The sequence below is a fragment of the Peribacillus sp. FSL E2-0159 genome, assembly GCF_038643155.1.
In the GTDB taxonomy this organism is placed as follows: Bacteria; Bacillota; Bacilli; order Bacillales; family DSM-1321; genus Peribacillus; species Peribacillus simplex.
Map to the genome: position 1 here is coordinate 2,769,390 of NZ_CP152053.1, position 14,689 is coordinate 2,784,078.

The window sequence follows — 14,689 nt, forward strand, 5'->3', positions numbered from 1 at the left end:
TCTTTTTAGATTTCCGGATGTTATTTCTCATATTGAACAATAAAGACACAATAGTGGAATCTGAATACCGTGACAGTTGTGCGGATTTCCACTAAACTCAATTAAGGGGTTGGATTCGTTTTATCGATAAATAATCGAGTAAGTTGAAAAAATTGAAATTTACTTTATTTTCGGCTTTTTTTAATATCATTAAATTTTTATTTACATGATTATCAAATAGCTAAATCTGAGTATCCGTTTTTCGATTTCCGGAATGGGCATCGACCCATAAAGTCTAAGTTAATCAGTATTTATCATGCATTATACTGTAAATGAAATGGTAAGAGTACTTTGGATGTCCATAGTTGTTATCTTTTTCATATTTTTCCTTGGAGAGTATGTAGGTAAAGCAACTTGGCATTTCTGTACCTTCTCATGATAACGGAGCATTTGAATTTAAATAGATTAAACGAATGTATCTGGCTCATTTATAAAAAAAATTTGGGGAGGATAAAAGGAAGTAATAAAGTACATATTGGATAATTCAAAAGGGGATCATTATGGGAAAATTAGAAAGTATATATCCTATTGCTATAGAGAATACAAAAGAAAAAATAATCCAGGATATGGATTTTTATTTAGAGAATCATGAGACAATGCCTTCTTATTCAGCATATATATCAGACAGGACGTCTTTTATTGAGCAAATTTGGATAAATGTTTGGTTAAATAAAGCATCAAACGATGTGCCAAGAAAGGAAAAAAGGGTGTTTTTAAGCGAAAGGGGATTTGTTACGGAAGGTTCAGATCATAAGCTGATCAATAGCATGTTCCGAAACGAATTAAAGAAGTATCGCCCGTTTGATGGCTTAACGTGGATTAAAAAAACCTTTGCTGATAATCAAGAAGATTGGGAGAAGAGATATAAAAATGCAAGGGAAAAATTCTTTAGGCGGCAAGAAGAACAGCGGCTTGCCAAGCAGCGTTGGAAGATACGCGCTAGGCTGCAAGAAGAGGCTAATACATTTTTTGAGAAAAACTCACTTCTTTTATATTTAAATGTCAGGTATTATATTGCTGGATTTTTGACAAAAGATATTAAGAATAAGCCTAAATTCCAATATGTCGATCCATACTTGCTTGAAGAACAATTGGTTGAAGAGGGTGGCTTTCAAGCTACCGAATACCTAATGGTCACTGATTTTTTTGAAGAACTGACAGGCGATATTCACTCGTTAATCGGTTGGGGAAGGAACCGTTATGAATATGAAAATTACTTCTACAGGTATGAAAGATTAGTTTCGGATTTCATTAGGAGATTAGCCCCTGACAAATACTTGAACCATTTACCTGCTGAACTCCATCATGATTTTTTTGAGTCATATGGGGAAAGGCTGACGGTTGAGGCCCTTCAAGGTATACTAAGCGATGAATTGGCCGATTTGTCTCAGTCCTGTTTTGATGAACTTCAGGAAGAATACCTTTCTGATTTACTGAACCTTGAAGGAATTTCTTTTAATGAAACATTGCATGAAGAAATATTTGAAAAAGACGTGGAGAACAGAGAAAGAAGAAAAGCTGAAGTATTGGCAGAGCAAGCCAAGAAGCGGGCAGAAGAGCAAAGGATGATCGATGACATCATCGGTAAGGCTTATATTCCATCATTAGGGAAAAAAGTTAGATATGTTTTGCATATCGGAGAAACCAATACCGGGAAAACGCATAAGGCCCTTGAAAAAATGAAAGAGGCGGAAAGCGGTTTGTATCTTGCGCCCCTTAGACTGCTGGCCCTTGAAGTGTTTGATAAATTAAATGCGGACGGTGTACCTTGTTCATTAAAAACCGGTGAAGAAGAAAAGGCAGTTGAGGGTGCTAAACATGTCTCCAGCACCGTTGAAATGTTTCATGAAAAAGACTACCATGAAGTAATCGTCATAGATGAAGCCCAAATGATTGCCGATAAAGATCGAGGCTTTTCATGGTTTAGGGCAATCACGCAAGCTAATGCGAAAGAAGTACACATAATCGGGAGCAAGAATATCAAAATGATGCTTCTGAACCTTTTGAATGAAGCTGATCTAGAACTCCACGAATACAGACGGGAAATTCCGCTCGAGGTAGAACAAAGGGAGTTTGGGCTGAAGTATACAAAAAAAGGGGATGCCCTCATTTGTTTTTCGAGAAGGCAGGTACTGGAAACCGCGTCCCGGCTAAAAGAGAGTGGACATAATGTCAGCATGATATACGGCAGTATGCCTCCTGAAAATAGAAAACGGCAAATAGAGCTATTCAATCGCGGTGAAACATCAGTTGTCGTTGCCACCGATGCGATTGGAATGGGATTGAACTTGCCAATACGCCGAATCGTCTTTCTTGAAAATGAAAAATTCGACGGGACACGAAGAAGAAGATTGACTTCTCAAGAAGTCAAGCAAATTGCTGGTCGAGCTGGTAGAAAAGGGATTTACGACACTGGCAAGGTAGCATTTACAGCAGACATCAAAATTATGAATAAGTTGCTGGAACAGGTAGATGAGCCAGTTCAAACCTTCACTATCGCCCCAACCTCTGCTGTATTTGAACGTTTTCAAAAATATTACCGGAACCTAGGGACATTTTTCGAAATGTGGGAGAGGTTTGAGCCGCCTAAAGGCACGAAAAAGGCATCGTTATCGGAAGAAAGGGAGCTTTACGAACTGATACGGGATACCGAAATTGAAGCGCGCTTTTCCTTAATGGATTTATATGGTTTCCTGCATATTCCTTTTTCGGCAAAAGAACCAAGTCTGATCAGACAGTGGCTGGAAACGGTCGAAGCGATTGCCGAGAGCAGTGACCTTCCTGAACCGATCATCAAGACTAGAAATCTGGAGGAATTGGAGCTATCCTATAAAGCGATAGGTCTTCATCTATTATTTTTATATCGGATGGGTAAACGAACGGAAGCTGTTTATTGGGAGCGTATCCGTGAAGAAATCAGTGATGGAGTCCATGATCAGTTAAAAGACGAAATGTTGAATTATCAAAAAAAATGCAAGCGCTGTGGAAAAAAGCTGCCGGATGACTCACGTTTTCAAATATGTGATGCTTGTTATTATAGAGGGCGAAGGAAGACGCACAGATTCAATTAAATGCATTCTTTTGATAGTAATAACCCGAATAAAGTGCACCTTGGTGTCGTTATTCGGGTTATGAGCGGTTGTTTAAATTACTTAGTCGTTTGTTTCGTTTTAGCTATAAGTGCAGCTTGCTGTTTCATTCGTTTATCAGCTTTCTTATCATGCACCACTAAAATTGCGTGAATTAAACCGGGGACGTAAAAAAATAGTGTGAGGACTAAATTACACACAGCCTGTATGGGTTTACCGGATAATAATACGGCTAATGGAGGGAAAAGAATCGCAATCAAATATAGAATGGTGATCACTCCCCAATGTAATGATTTTTCTGACTATTACGGCTTGATTCTCTCTTTTTGAAAAAATATTATAATACTTAATTAGGTTCATTCTTATCTAAAACAAATGCTTTCTTTACTTGAATCGATTAGGTACAGCAGTTCCATTTCCCTAGTGATAACACCTGCTATCGCCTTGATAAATATATGCTTGAGAGCACGATTCATACCAACCGAGGATTCTGATTCTAGGATATACTTTCAGCGGGCTTATTACCGTTTTTTTGCCGGTAAAGGTCAAAGTAACGACGCTTTCTGTGTTAGAATAATCAGAATACTAATCGATGAAAGCGGGAGATTTATGAAAATAAAGATAGGCTGTTTGCATGCGCACTATACAAATATAGAATACATAGAAACCGCATTCTCGAAATTTGATATTGAATGGCTTCATTTTGTAGATCCGGGATTGATGCATCGGGTGTCAACGGATAAAAATTTTAAGAATTCGGATGCACAAAAAAGGGTTAAAGAACAAGTCGAATGGATTGCCGAATGTAAAGTGGATGCCATTCTGATAACCTGTACAAACTACATCACCTTTTTAAACGAAGAACAACTATCCTTACCCATGCCTATCATTAAAATCGATGAACCATACTTTAAGCAAATTTGCCAATTGCAGCAACCGCAAATGATATTATTCACGAACCCTGCCACCGTTGAAGGAACAGTCAAACGTTTAAATGCCCATGCTGAAAAATATGGGGCTGTGGATTTTGAAGTGATCATCATCGACAATGCCTTTGAATTCATTATGCAGGGATTGGGAGAGATATATAACCAAGAAATCATGAACTTCCTATACCAGTTTAATAACGAAAAAAGACAGCTGTCTGTAGCTCAACTATCCATGGTCGAAGCAGCAAAGAGATATGAACTTCAGACAGGAAAGACAGTTTTAAATCCATTGGATGCATTAGTTGATTCCATGATCGTTCAACTAGAACTAAGGTCATTACGTGGTTTTTGAATCAAAGGATTTCTGGTGCCGCATGAACAGAATGATTTTTAAAGTCTTTGTATATAAAAGGAAAGAAATAATCCCCCTGCATGATCAGGTTAAATCCCAATGCAGGGATTTTTTTATTATTCCTTTGTGCGGATTTGTTCACGGATATTTTCAAGTTCTTCAAGGGATAGATCAGTTAGGGAATTTTTTATTTCTTCTTCGACCCGTTTTCGATCAAGCTCCCTATATTCGCTCCACCAATCCCGCAGCCCTTCAGTATTTTCAAGAAGATACTCTATATCAATTTCTTCTTGCTCATCATCTGATAAATAACGCATGACCGCACCTAATAATCGATTGAGTTTGGCTATTTCACTTTCCTTATCAGGTGAAGGAGGGGTATCTTTCACTTCTAAATCATCTTTAGCCGTAATATTCCGAGGTGTCATAACATCCTCCTGTTTTTAATACTAGTGTGCCTAAAAAGGGCAGTTTTCAATATATGTTTTTGGTATTTTTAAAAATTTCATTATTAAATTATTAAATAATTTCAACATATACCTCGCTAGAATATATCTGAGATATCATCACCCTTTAATAGATTTAATAAAAGAATGGGTAGGTAAGGGGGAAGTTTAATCCAAGGAATAGCTTAGTGTTATTCCTTACATCAAGTGGCTAACTTTCAGCATACTATTGCGCATCTCAAGCATGCCTTAGCACATTTTTGACAATGTTCATGATCGTGTTTTTTTCATTCGTTTCCGCAGCTTCTCTTGGCACAAACTTCAGCCGACTTTGAAATAAACGGCGTACCTCTTCCTATCGCCTATACTAAATAAGAGCAAATATCCGTACTTATCCAAGCGAATGCATTCTACCATCATGTTTACATGATCTTCTTTTAAGCATGCGTCGTAACAATGATTACACGCAGTCATACAATCATTAAAGTTTTGATAACAAATGAACAATTCTCCTCCTTAATATGGTCTCTCCCTTACTATTATCCTTTAAACATCTTTTATGATAAGTTGAATCGTTCTTTAAATGTGACCGGACAGGGATGGACTTTAGGGAATGAATGGAATGGACAGTGCATAAATTTAAATGAAGGGAGTGGATATATGAAAATGTTTATTAAATTAAGTGTGGCCAGTGTTTCCGGAGCCGTCGTGTATTTGATATATAATGTCAATCAGACGCTGCGGAAAGGAATGGGAACACTTGAAGAAACAAATAAGACATTGGAAGAGGTAAGAAATGCAGTACAAGGATTGACGCATGAGTCCAAACAATTGATCCACTCTGCCAATCAAATTACAGCGGATGTGAAAGGGAAGATGGAAAATGTCGATCCTTTGTTAGAATCCGCTCAAGATGTTGGGGAAATGATTCATAATGTAACCAATTCCATGAAAGAAGCAAGTTTGGAAGGCCGCCATAAAGATTTATCCACTCCGACAGTTCCTTCAACTCGAACTGAAGCTGAGGGGGTTCAAATCAAGATCAAATAGTATCATTTATCAATAAAAAACAGGCACCCCGGGATCCACTAACATATTTGAAGTAATCGTTTCTACTTTTAAATTTAGAGGGGGAGCTTTATTTTGATTATTGAATATAGTGTGGCTGCAATAGCTTTAGCCTTCATTTGGTTGGTCGTATTTTTAATCAGCACCCTTCAAAAGGGAATGGCCACGATAGGAGAAGCCAATCAAACATTGGCTGAAGTGAGAAATGCCATCCACGATCTGTCTGGCGAATCGAAACAACTATTGCAAACTGCAAATGAAATCACCGACGATGTAAAATCTAAAATGAAAACGGTTGAACCATTATTGGATTCTGCTCAGGATGTAGGGGAAGCGATACATTCAGTTACAGACTCTGTTAAAAAAGCGACTAATGGCTTCCGGACAGAGTTTTCCCCGAAAAAAATAAATGCTATCAAACCCAGATAAAAAGAAAATATTAAAAAAATGAAAGACACTACCGGGATTGGGAGTGTCTTTTTTGAGGATATGTAATGCCGTGCTTTTCTTGTTCATATGGATATCGCCCGTGGTTTATTATCTATAAGACCCATTTCTCTCATACAGATCTCTTAACACCCTGTATGAGAATATGGAACAAACATTAATTTTGTATGGGTTTTAAAACAAGCATTTATTTTTCTGTCTTGTCACCTGCAGCATGACCGGATGTTTTTGAGTCATTGGAATGTTTGACGCCTTTACTTACATATGGTTTGGCGTTTTTTTTCTTGTTGGCACTTGTTTTCCAACGATTCCAGCCCTTCTTACCCGTTCCTGTGCCCGTACCTTTACCCGTTCCGCTCTTAGCCTTAGCTTTACTCATGAAATCACTCCATTACTATTGTATGGTTAGTTTAAACCATTTTACTTGATTATTACCCAAGTATGTTGAAATATACAGTAACGAAGGTGATATGTACAGGGAAAGGCACAATATTTTTAATATAAATCTTTATATACCAATAACAGCAAGGGATTTTGCTGGATGGAACTTAGTTTTTGCCTCACTTTATCGATATCGATCTTGATTTCGTCAGTAAGATGCTTATGCCGATTTTTTTGCAAATGGTCAAGTAGTGCATGAAAGTTAATAATACAGCACCAGTATTCATTCCTAAAATGATTCCTCCCATATTAAGTGAAGCCTGAGACCCTAGGATATACATCATTAGAAAGGCAACAATATGGGACCATACGGTATGGATGAAAGCATCTTTCACTAAACCCAGGCCGATGAGATAGGCTTGCATAGGAATGACAAAAAAATGAAAAAGGAAGTAAGGGCATAATAATTTTAAATAGTATGCGGCAGATGTTGAAGAAAAAAAGAGGGAGGTCAAAGGTTCCGCAAAGAAATAAATGAAGATCACAGCCGGAACTCCATACAATACGGTGAAAGACATCGATTTTTGCAATAATACCCTCAATTTTTCCTTATCCTGCTTTTTGTAAGCATTCGAAACGTTCGGAATGAGCATGATCATTAAGGAATGCGCGATAAAGGCTGGAAAGAAGCCAATCGTCATCGCAACTCCAGTGAGCATCCCAAAATGCTCTGTAGCCACTACCGCACCGAATCCTGCCGAGAGAAGGGCAGTATGGATCAAAAAAGGTTGGATGGCATTTGTTATCGCATGAAAAATCCTTAACCCCATGGTAGGCAGCGATACCGCCAATAACTTTTGCCGTGCATGTTTACCTGTTGTCCGCGAGTTCTTACCGCGGCTCATGATTCGCATTTGAAGAATCAAAAGGTTGATCAAGTATAGAAAAACGAGGAACTCACTGCCAATCAAAACAAAAAAGGCCATCAATAATGACTTTTCCTGGTTAAAATGAAATAAATTAAAGAGGAGGAAAAGCAAACCGAATTGAATGATATCTTTTAAAAAGTTGGATAAGGCAATCTTCCCCATTTGTTGGACACCCATGAAATAGCCTCTTGCAATCGATGAAAAGGCAACTATTGGTATCAATGTAATGAGCAGCCATTTAATATAGGGATGGTATCTGTCCATTATGGATGAGAAGGAAAGTATGAAAGGCATGACTACACACATAACCAATACGACAACTGCAGCCATTTTAAGTGCATGAATGATAAGATTATAATGCATTGCTTGTTTATTTTCCGCAACGAATTTTGAAATGGAAATATGTAATTCAAGGCTGGCAATCACATATATCAAAAAGAAAATTGGCAAAATGGACATATAAAGGCCCATGCCCTCTTCCTGTAATTCCCTGGCTAGGAGCATGTTCACTAAAAATTCGATACATTCACCAAAAAACGCTGCGACAATCAAAATGAGCGTTCCTTTATAAAAAGACTTCATGTTGGCCCACTCCTAACAAGGTGTTTGTATAAAGATATGAGACATGCCATGGAATATTCATGAGGAACTGCATATCCCGGCGATACATAATGCGGTTATGCCTAGGGAAATCCTTATTAATCGTTGTTGAAAGATAAAAAATTAAATCAGGATAAGGGTGGGAAATTGAATGAAATCGATCGGTTACATTCATTTCTTATGCAGAAATCCATACCCATGCCAGCATCATAGAAAGGCTTCAAAGGGTGATATTCCAAACAAGGTAAGATTTTTTGTCATATTCCCTTTAGTTGAAAGTGTCAGATGAATCATGAACATAAGAACGGAACTTTAATTTCATTTTGAAATTCATGCTTTATTTTGCTATCCTTTAGGGGAGGGGATGATCAATATGAAATTCACATCTATTAGTCAATCAAATATAGATGAATTGTGCATTGCGTTTGAAAGTTGTCTTACGAAACATGACATTACATTTAAATATGTAGATATGACGGAAGAGAATGGAATCATATCGTTTATTTTTTGTAATGACCCGACAAATGCGAGATCGGTCGAATTGGAAAGTGAACGTTTCATTGGATTAGATACTGATTACATAGCCAAGGAAATTTTAGAGCCAATCCTGCCTAGATTAAAGGAATATGCACAAAATAAAATCATCGATTAAGATGATTTTTTTGTTTTATACTTGTTTTTATTGCCTAAATGGAGGAGCTGAAAATTTAACTTCCTATTATATGCTTATTATCATAGACATGGAGATAATATTTCTTTGATCAGAAAGTGTATAGTTAGGGGATGTAAAAAAGCTGGAAGGGAAAAGGAAGAATTTATAAAGCGGTTTACCATTGGATAGCTATGCAGGAAATGGTGATAAATAAAAGAAAAACCCTAGGTGTGAAAACATCCAGGGTTTTTCTTCTTTGAAAAGCAATCTTTATGGATTGTAAAGATCGCTTTTCACCACTTACTCTACTCCGCAGTGTTCAGGATCAAATGACCATTTTTTTACCGGCAGTTAATTCAACTTCCTGCATTGGAGATTCCACTTTCTTGTTTTTCTTCACTCTAAAGTGATAAACCGCATAACATCCAAGGAAGAATGCCCCCCCGCAATAAAGGGCCATTCGCTGCTCAGGAACAAACGCTAAACTGATCATGACGATGCAGTTTGCTATCAAGGCAAGAATGGGGATGAATGGATATAGCGGTACTTTGAATTTCAAGTTTTCCACCTGTCCACCTTTGCGGATATATGATCTTCTAAAAGCAAGAAGACAAGCCGCGATTGCGATCCAGCCAATTTGTGCTCCTAATCCTGCAAGGGAGAGAAGAAAGACAAACACTGTTTTGGCGGCAAGTACACTTGAAAGTAAAGACAAACCAGCTATTGCAAGGGTGATAAGCAAGGCATTAAGCGGAATTCCTCGCTTATTTACCATACCGAGCTTTGGACTTGCCATGCCTTCCTTAGAAAGCGAGTAAAGCATACGTGTTGCCGCATAAAGGCCGGAGTTTGCAACGGACAATAGCGCTATAAGAATGATGAAGTTCATAATGTCAGCCGCATAAGGAACTCCGATACTATCCAGTACAACAACGAATGGACTTTCAACGATTCCTGCCTGTTCTCTTGGAATCATCGCTGAAAGAACAGAAACAGAAAGAACGAAGAAGAAAAGGGTACGCCAAACGGTTTGTTTGATCGATTTAGGTATGACCTTTTCTGGATTTTCACTTTCTCCCGCGGCAATTCCGATTAGCTCTGTGCCCTGAAAGGAAAAGTTCACTGTAATCATTGTGATAAGCAGGGCCGATATTCCATTCGGGAAGAGGCCTTCACTGAAAAAGTTGGAGAAAAATGGTGCTTCTTGTCCACCTTTCATATCAATAAGACCAAACATGGCAGCACCGCCAACTCCGATAAACAGGATTATGGCCAATACTTTTATACTTGAAAAAACAAACTCAGATTCGCCAAATGCCTTTGCTGATAATGCGTTCAGTAAAAATATGAGTAAAGCAAAGATTGCACACCACATCCAAACAGGTGATTCAGGGAACCATCTTTGCATAAGCTGTCCAGCTGCCAAAAACTCCAAGGCAACCGTAACAGCCCAACCTAACCAGTAAAGCCATCCTATGGCAAAGCCGGTTCCAGGACCGATGAATTTAGTCGCATATGTCTGAAACGAACCGGAAACAGGCATGGCAACCGATAGCTCCCCGAGACAAAGCATCGTTAAATACATGATAAAACCGCCGACTATGTAAGAGAGGATAGCCCCGATGGCCCCAGCTTCATGAATGGTGTAGCCTGAACCAATGAAAAAGCCAGTACCAATACATCCCCCTATTGAAATCATAAATAAATGTCTTGCTTTCATGCTCCGTTTTAATTCATTTGGTTGATTTTCTATTGTCTTCATTGAAAAACTCCTTTACCTGATGGGTGCAAACGGTTTCATTTATGTCTGGACGTTATTAGGGAATTTGTGTATTTTACTCACAAATGTAAAAGATTTGATTTGAATCTTAGATGTTGTTGAATTCCCTAGAATAAGAGATTATTTCTGCATTTATAGATATAAAGGTTCCAATGCAGAATTAATTTCAGGTAGCGCCGCTTATAAAGAAAAGGAAGCCAAGCGTCAGGAAACTAGGGATGAATGGATTCATGTGGACCATCCTTCAATGGGTAACAAGCACCCTGTTGAAGTAGGGGCTATTTCCACTGGGCCATCTATTTAACGAAATCTCTCATAAAGTCTTACAATACCAGTTATTTAAAAAGAAGTTCAACTATTTAACATCAACCAGTAAATCAGTAGTATTAAATTGGTCTTCCGCTCCATAAAGTAATTTCTCACCAAGCAATGAGCCCATTAATGCGACAGCAACTTCAGCAGTTTTATTATGCTCGTCCAATATTGGGTTTATCTCTACAAACTCAGCAGATGTAATGATATTAGCTTCGGCTAGCATTTCCATGGCAAGATGGCTTTCACGGTAACTAATACCTCCCATTACAGGTGTTCCAACCCCAGGTGCGTCATCTGGATCAAGACCATCAAGATCAAGGGATAAATGTACAAGATCCGTACGTTCTTTCAGATAAGCAATTGATTCTTCCATCACTTTTGTCATACCTAATCTATCAATCTCATGCATTGTAAAAACTTTAATCCCTTTTTCCCTGATTAACTCTTTTTCCCCTTGGTCTAAGGAACGGGCACCAATAATGACAATATTCTCTGGTTTGACCTTTGGAGAATATCCGCCAATGTTAGTCAGTGCAGGGTGGCCAAGGCCCAAACTTACTGCTAGGGACATTCCATGAATGTTTCCTGATGGGGAAGTTTCGGCAGTGTTCAAATCGCCATGTGCATCATACCATATTACCCCTAAGTTTTCAGAATGCTTCGCTAAACCGGCTAATGTACCGATAGCTATACTGTGATCTCCCCCTAATACTAAAGGAAAACGATTTGCTTGGATAACTTCATTCACTTTTTGACTCAATTTTTCATTACCTTCTGCTACGTCCTGCAGGTTCTTTAAATTTGTGTCGCTATCACTTTGTGCTCTTTCCTGTATTTCTACTTTAATATCACCTTCATCACGAACAGTGTATCCTATGCTTTCAAGTCTTTCACTCAATCCTGCATATCTGATTGCGCTAGGACCCATATCGACTCCTCTTCTAGTTTGACCAAGATCCATTGGAACACCAATGATTGAAATTTCCTTCTTCATGTATAATTCTCCCCTTTCAATTTTTCTTCCCTAGTATAAGGGTAAAAGTATAGATGACTCAACTCGACATTTTTTTGAATATTTATACGATTGAGAAAAGGGTAAAAGTCTTGGGTTAATATTCCTATTTTTAATTTTGTGAAATGCCTGGATTTTTACCGGATAGGGTATATTGAATGATTGAAAAGTGCGTAAAATAAAATAAAACCCTCACTCCTATTGAATTTGGAAATTCAATAGGAGTGAGGGGGAGTCTTCCGTTTAACATTTATCGTAAACGGTATTAAAGAGTTGGTGAATATATTTTACTAGGTACATTTATTTATAAAATGAGGCTATAACTCTGATGAAAGGATTAATAATTTTCATAATGAATAATAAGGAAGACTAAAAATAGATGATTTTACACTTTATTTCACTTTGTTAGCATAATATTTTTTTCCGAAATATATATATTATCTGAAATATAATGAATTTTTTCAAAAAGTAAGGATGAAAACATTGGGAAAAAGGCCTGGAGTCAAAGGGTTGAAAGTATTAAGTATTTATCGAACCGCTGGTCTAGAAAAAATTGATAAAAATTTTTCCAGTGTATTTTATTTTAATAAATCTCAAACCTTTAAAAAGATTTGCTCCATTCCTCATCTTCTAAAGGCACACCATTGGTACTAATATATTCTACAATTATATTTCCATGTTTAAGAATTCCATCTTTTTTTAGGGCATTGATAATTTCGGTAAAGCGGTCTTCATCTGCGTCCTGTTTCTTACGTGAAAGGGTAATCCGTATGGTTGGGGAAACTTCGTAATCTTTATAGCTGGCTGGTTTATTCGGATCAATCTTCAATTCTTTACCGATCCCCTCATCAAAGATCAAGAGTAATTGATTATAATCTCCTATTTCTTCTTGAATCTCATCCCAATCTTCACTCTCTGCAAAATCTCCCATTTCTTTGGAAATCAATACGTCACCCAGTTCTTTTTCAACATAAGGCCTGATTTCTTTTTCTGCATCATCTTGCCATTTATCAGATAGGAATGTATCCTCCATTTCCCCTGTTTCATCATTAAAGAAAACTAGAAATTGTGTACCATATTTTTTATGTTTCACTTTAGCTGCATAATCAAAATAGCTCCAGTTTCCCATATTATCGTATAGGACATCATATATTTTGGTTCCTTCATCAAAAGTTTTCTCTAAATATCGTTCAGCTTGTTCCTGGACCTTCTTTTCTTCATCAGAATCTGCTTTCATACTCTGTGTGAATGAAAACACAAGTATCACCACTCCGGCGAAGATGATTAAAAAAACACCTAGTAAAGTCAGTAAAATCTTTTTTGTTTTGCTCAAGGAACACCCTCCTGTTATCTCTGCTACTCCTCAATAATTCCCATATTATTCTAACATTTTTATAGCTCATTTTACTAAGGAAATTGGGCCGATCTTTTCCCGGTGCGAAATCTATATGACCTGCCCTCCAAAATATCGGGATACTTTGTTACAATAAATAAATGGTTAGTACCCTAAAGGGAGAGATTGATTTGGAAAGCTATCAAAGAAAAATGAATCATAATCGGGATGAATACAGAAAGTTGCGGTGGAAACAGCATCGTAAACAAGTTACAGAGTTATTCGAGGCCGTTTTTTCGAAAAAAGCATTCGTAGATAAAGTGGCTATCGTTGGTGCAGGCAATTGCGATGATTTGGATATAGAGTATCTGGCAACTAAATGCAACTCCATATATTTATTTGATATTGATATGGAAAGTATGGAAAAGGGTACGGCGAATTTGCCTGAAAGGACCCGGAAGAAAATTCAACTTGTTGAAATCGATGTAACAGGCCTCGATAAAGTGGATTTTGATCACCACCTATCTTCCATGCTGAATCGTGGTGAAACGGCAAAGGGAATTATTCAATATTTAAAAGATACCGAGAGTCGGTTAGGTCAGCTTTCTGAAAGTGTTTTTGCTAATTATTATAATGATTTTGATATTGTGGCAACTTCCGCCATTTATACCCAACTATTTTATAATTGGGCCAAGGAACTGCTTTCTGATCATGCAAACCACTATCAAAAAAATGACGAAGATGAGTTGAGAAATGGAATTTTAGATCTAAGGGATGAGATCGTACGTACAGTGAATCACTCTATATCTAAATGTACCAAGCAAAATGGATTTTGTATTACATGGACTGATATCTTAAAAATCGAACCTGAGTATATAGATACCATTAATGAAGGGATGAATGCCATCTTTGCATTGGCCTCGAACGTGGGATATGGGGCAGCATTGATCGGGGTAAGAACGTTTATTGAAAAAGTGGATAAAAGCGAATTATCCCTTCGATACTGGACATGGGATTTTAATGCAAACAAACAGTATTTGACTATTGGCATTATCGGAAGATTGAATGAGTTGTAAAAAAAATGAAAAGGCGGGATGGGTAAGCATATCAGCAGCTATACCTATCCCTTTTTTATATTGGTTATAGTCCCTTAGGAATATTATTAATCTATTTTGACGTGATAAAAAGGGAACTGGATCAAAAAATCCTAGGAAATAAGACATAATTATATAAAAGGTATAAAAAAACGATGAAATTTTTGACTATTTGTCTAATGATTTCACAATATCGTGCGGATATAATGAATCTGTTGAAAAC

The 14,689-nt window shown here is 37.4% G+C and carries 13 protein-coding genes and 1 pseudogene; 6 read left to right on the forward strand and 8 right to left on the reverse strand.

Features of this window, described 5'->3' with window-relative positions; all coding sequences use genetic code 11:
* Positions 1-539 precede the first annotated feature (539 nt).
* Entirely contained in the window at positions 540-3,110 is a 2,571-nt protein-coding gene (locus NYE63_RS13600; protein WP_342605549.1) for a helicase-related protein, read from the forward strand.
* 77 nt (positions 3,111-3,187) lie between these two features.
* Here NYE63_RS13600 and NYE63_RS13605 read toward each other — a convergent pair whose 3' ends face one another.
* The gene (locus NYE63_RS13605; RefSeq protein WP_342605760.1) at positions 3,188-3,397 is read right to left on the reverse strand and encodes a YqaE/Pmp3 family membrane protein; all 210 of its coding nucleotides are present in this window, start codon (positions 3,395-3,397) and stop codon (positions 3,188-3,190) included.
* A gap of 340 nt (positions 3,398-3,737) precedes the next feature.
* Here NYE63_RS13605 and NYE63_RS13610 point away from each other — a divergent pair, with 340 nt between their 5' ends.
* Entirely contained in the window at positions 3,738-4,409 is a 672-nt protein-coding gene (locus NYE63_RS13610) for a hypothetical protein (RefSeq protein ID WP_342605550.1), read from the forward strand.
* A gap of 116 nt (positions 4,410-4,525) precedes the next feature.
* On the opposite strand, the gene NYE63_RS13615 is transcribed toward NYE63_RS13610, so the two are convergent.
* Entirely contained in the window at positions 4,526-4,837 is a 312-nt protein-coding gene (locus tag NYE63_RS13615; RefSeq protein ID WP_342605551.1) for a hypothetical protein, read from the reverse strand.
* Positions 4,838-5,073: 236 nt separating this feature from the next.
* Positions 5,074-5,329, reverse strand: a pseudogene (locus NYE63_RS13620) (four-helix bundle copper-binding protein).
* 186 nt (positions 5,330-5,515) lie between these two features.
* Here NYE63_RS13620 and NYE63_RS13625 point away from each other — a divergent pair.
* Both NYE63_RS13625 and NYE63_RS13630 read left to right on the forward strand, forming a co-directional pair.
* Positions 5,516-5,905 (forward strand): DUF948 domain-containing protein, encoded by a 390-nt coding sequence (locus NYE63_RS13625; RefSeq protein ID WP_342605552.1) that lies wholly within the window; start codon positions 5,516-5,518, stop codon positions 5,903-5,905.
* A 93-nt stretch (positions 5,906-5,998) separates the two neighbouring features.
* Positions 5,999-6,352: a DUF948 domain-containing protein gene (locus NYE63_RS13630; RefSeq protein WP_342605553.1), complete on the forward strand. Its 354-nt coding sequence runs from the start codon at positions 5,999-6,001 to the stop codon at positions 6,350-6,352.
* Positions 6,353-6,557: 205 nt separating this feature from the next.
* Here NYE63_RS13630 and NYE63_RS13635 read toward each other — a convergent pair whose 3' ends face one another.
* Together NYE63_RS13635 and NYE63_RS13640 are read right to left on the reverse strand one after the other, a co-directional pair.
* Positions 6,558-6,749: a DUF3934 family protein gene (locus tag NYE63_RS13635; protein ID WP_063233863.1), complete on the reverse strand. Its 192-nt coding sequence runs from the start codon at positions 6,747-6,749 to the stop codon at positions 6,558-6,560.
* A 181-nt stretch (positions 6,750-6,930) separates the two neighbouring features.
* Positions 6,931-8,262 (reverse strand): oligosaccharide flippase family protein, encoded by a 1,332-nt coding sequence (locus NYE63_RS13640; protein WP_342605554.1) that lies wholly within the window; start codon positions 8,260-8,262, stop codon positions 6,931-6,933.
* 391 nt (positions 8,263-8,653) lie between these two features.
* On the opposite strand from NYE63_RS13640, the gene NYE63_RS13645 reads away from it, so the two are divergent.
* Complete coding sequence (locus tag NYE63_RS13645; protein ID WP_342605555.1) at positions 8,654-8,932, forward strand: hypothetical protein; 279 nt, start codon at positions 8,654-8,656, stop codon at positions 8,930-8,932.
* 325 nt (positions 8,933-9,257) lie between these two features.
* On the opposite strand, the gene NYE63_RS13650 is transcribed toward NYE63_RS13645, so the two are convergent.
* The 3 genes from NYE63_RS13650 to NYE63_RS13660 form a co-directional block, all read right to left on the reverse strand.
* Positions 9,258-10,694, reverse strand: coding sequence for an amino acid permease (locus tag NYE63_RS13650; RefSeq protein WP_342605556.1), 1,437 nt, complete (start codon positions 10,692-10,694; stop codon positions 9,258-9,260).
* Between the two features lie 373 nt (positions 10,695-11,067).
* Positions 11,068-12,021, reverse strand: a complete 954-nt coding sequence (rocF, locus tag NYE63_RS13655; RefSeq protein ID WP_342605557.1) for an arginase — start codon at positions 12,019-12,021, stop codon at positions 11,068-11,070.
* Between the two features lie 619 nt (positions 12,022-12,640).
* Positions 12,641-13,372: a hypothetical protein gene (locus NYE63_RS13660; RefSeq protein ID WP_342605558.1), complete on the reverse strand. Its 732-nt coding sequence runs from the start codon at positions 13,370-13,372 to the stop codon at positions 12,641-12,643.
* Between the two features lie 191 nt (positions 13,373-13,563).
* On the opposite strand from NYE63_RS13660, the gene NYE63_RS13665 reads away from it, so the two are divergent.
* Positions 13,564-14,448 carry a hypothetical protein gene (locus NYE63_RS13665; RefSeq protein WP_342605559.1) on the forward strand — a complete coding sequence of 295 codons (885 nt, stop codon included), beginning with the start codon at positions 13,564-13,566 and terminating at the stop codon, positions 14,446-14,448.
* Positions 14,449-14,689 lie beyond the last annotated feature (241 nt).

What these genes read in the sequence shown, in the direction of transcription:
- NYE63_RS13600 (WP_342605549.1), top strand. Translation starts at nt 540, where the DNA reads ATGGGAAAATTAGAAAGTATATATCCTATTGCTATAGAGAATACAAAA.
- NYE63_RS13610 (WP_342605550.1), top strand. Translation starts at nt 3,738, where the DNA reads ATGAAAATAAAGATAGGCTGTTTGCATGCGCACTATACAAATATAGAA.
- NYE63_RS13615 (WP_342605551.1), bottom strand. Translation starts at nt 4,837, where the DNA reads ATGACACCTCGGAATATTACGGCTAAAGATGATTTAGAAGTGAAAGAT.
- NYE63_RS13625 (WP_342605552.1), top strand. Translation starts at nt 5,516, where the DNA reads ATGAAAATGTTTATTAAATTAAGTGTGGCCAGTGTTTCCGGAGCCGTC.
- NYE63_RS13635 (WP_063233863.1), bottom strand. Translation starts at nt 6,749, where the DNA reads ATGAGTAAAGCTAAGGCTAAGAGCGGAACGGGTAAAGGTACGGGCACA.
- NYE63_RS13640 (WP_342605554.1), bottom strand. Translation starts at nt 8,262, where the DNA reads ATGAAGTCTTTTTATAAAGGAACGCTCATTTTGATTGTCGCAGCGTTT.
- NYE63_RS13645 (WP_342605555.1), top strand. Translation starts at nt 8,654, where the DNA reads ATGAAATTCACATCTATTAGTCAATCAAATATAGATGAATTGTGCATT.
- NYE63_RS13650 (WP_342605556.1), bottom strand. Translation starts at nt 10,694, where the DNA reads ATGAAGACAATAGAAAATCAACCAAATGAATTAAAACGGAGCATGAAA.
- rocF (WP_342605557.1), bottom strand. Translation starts at nt 12,021, where the DNA reads ATGAAGAAGGAAATTTCAATCATTGGTGTTCCAATGGATCTTGGTCAA.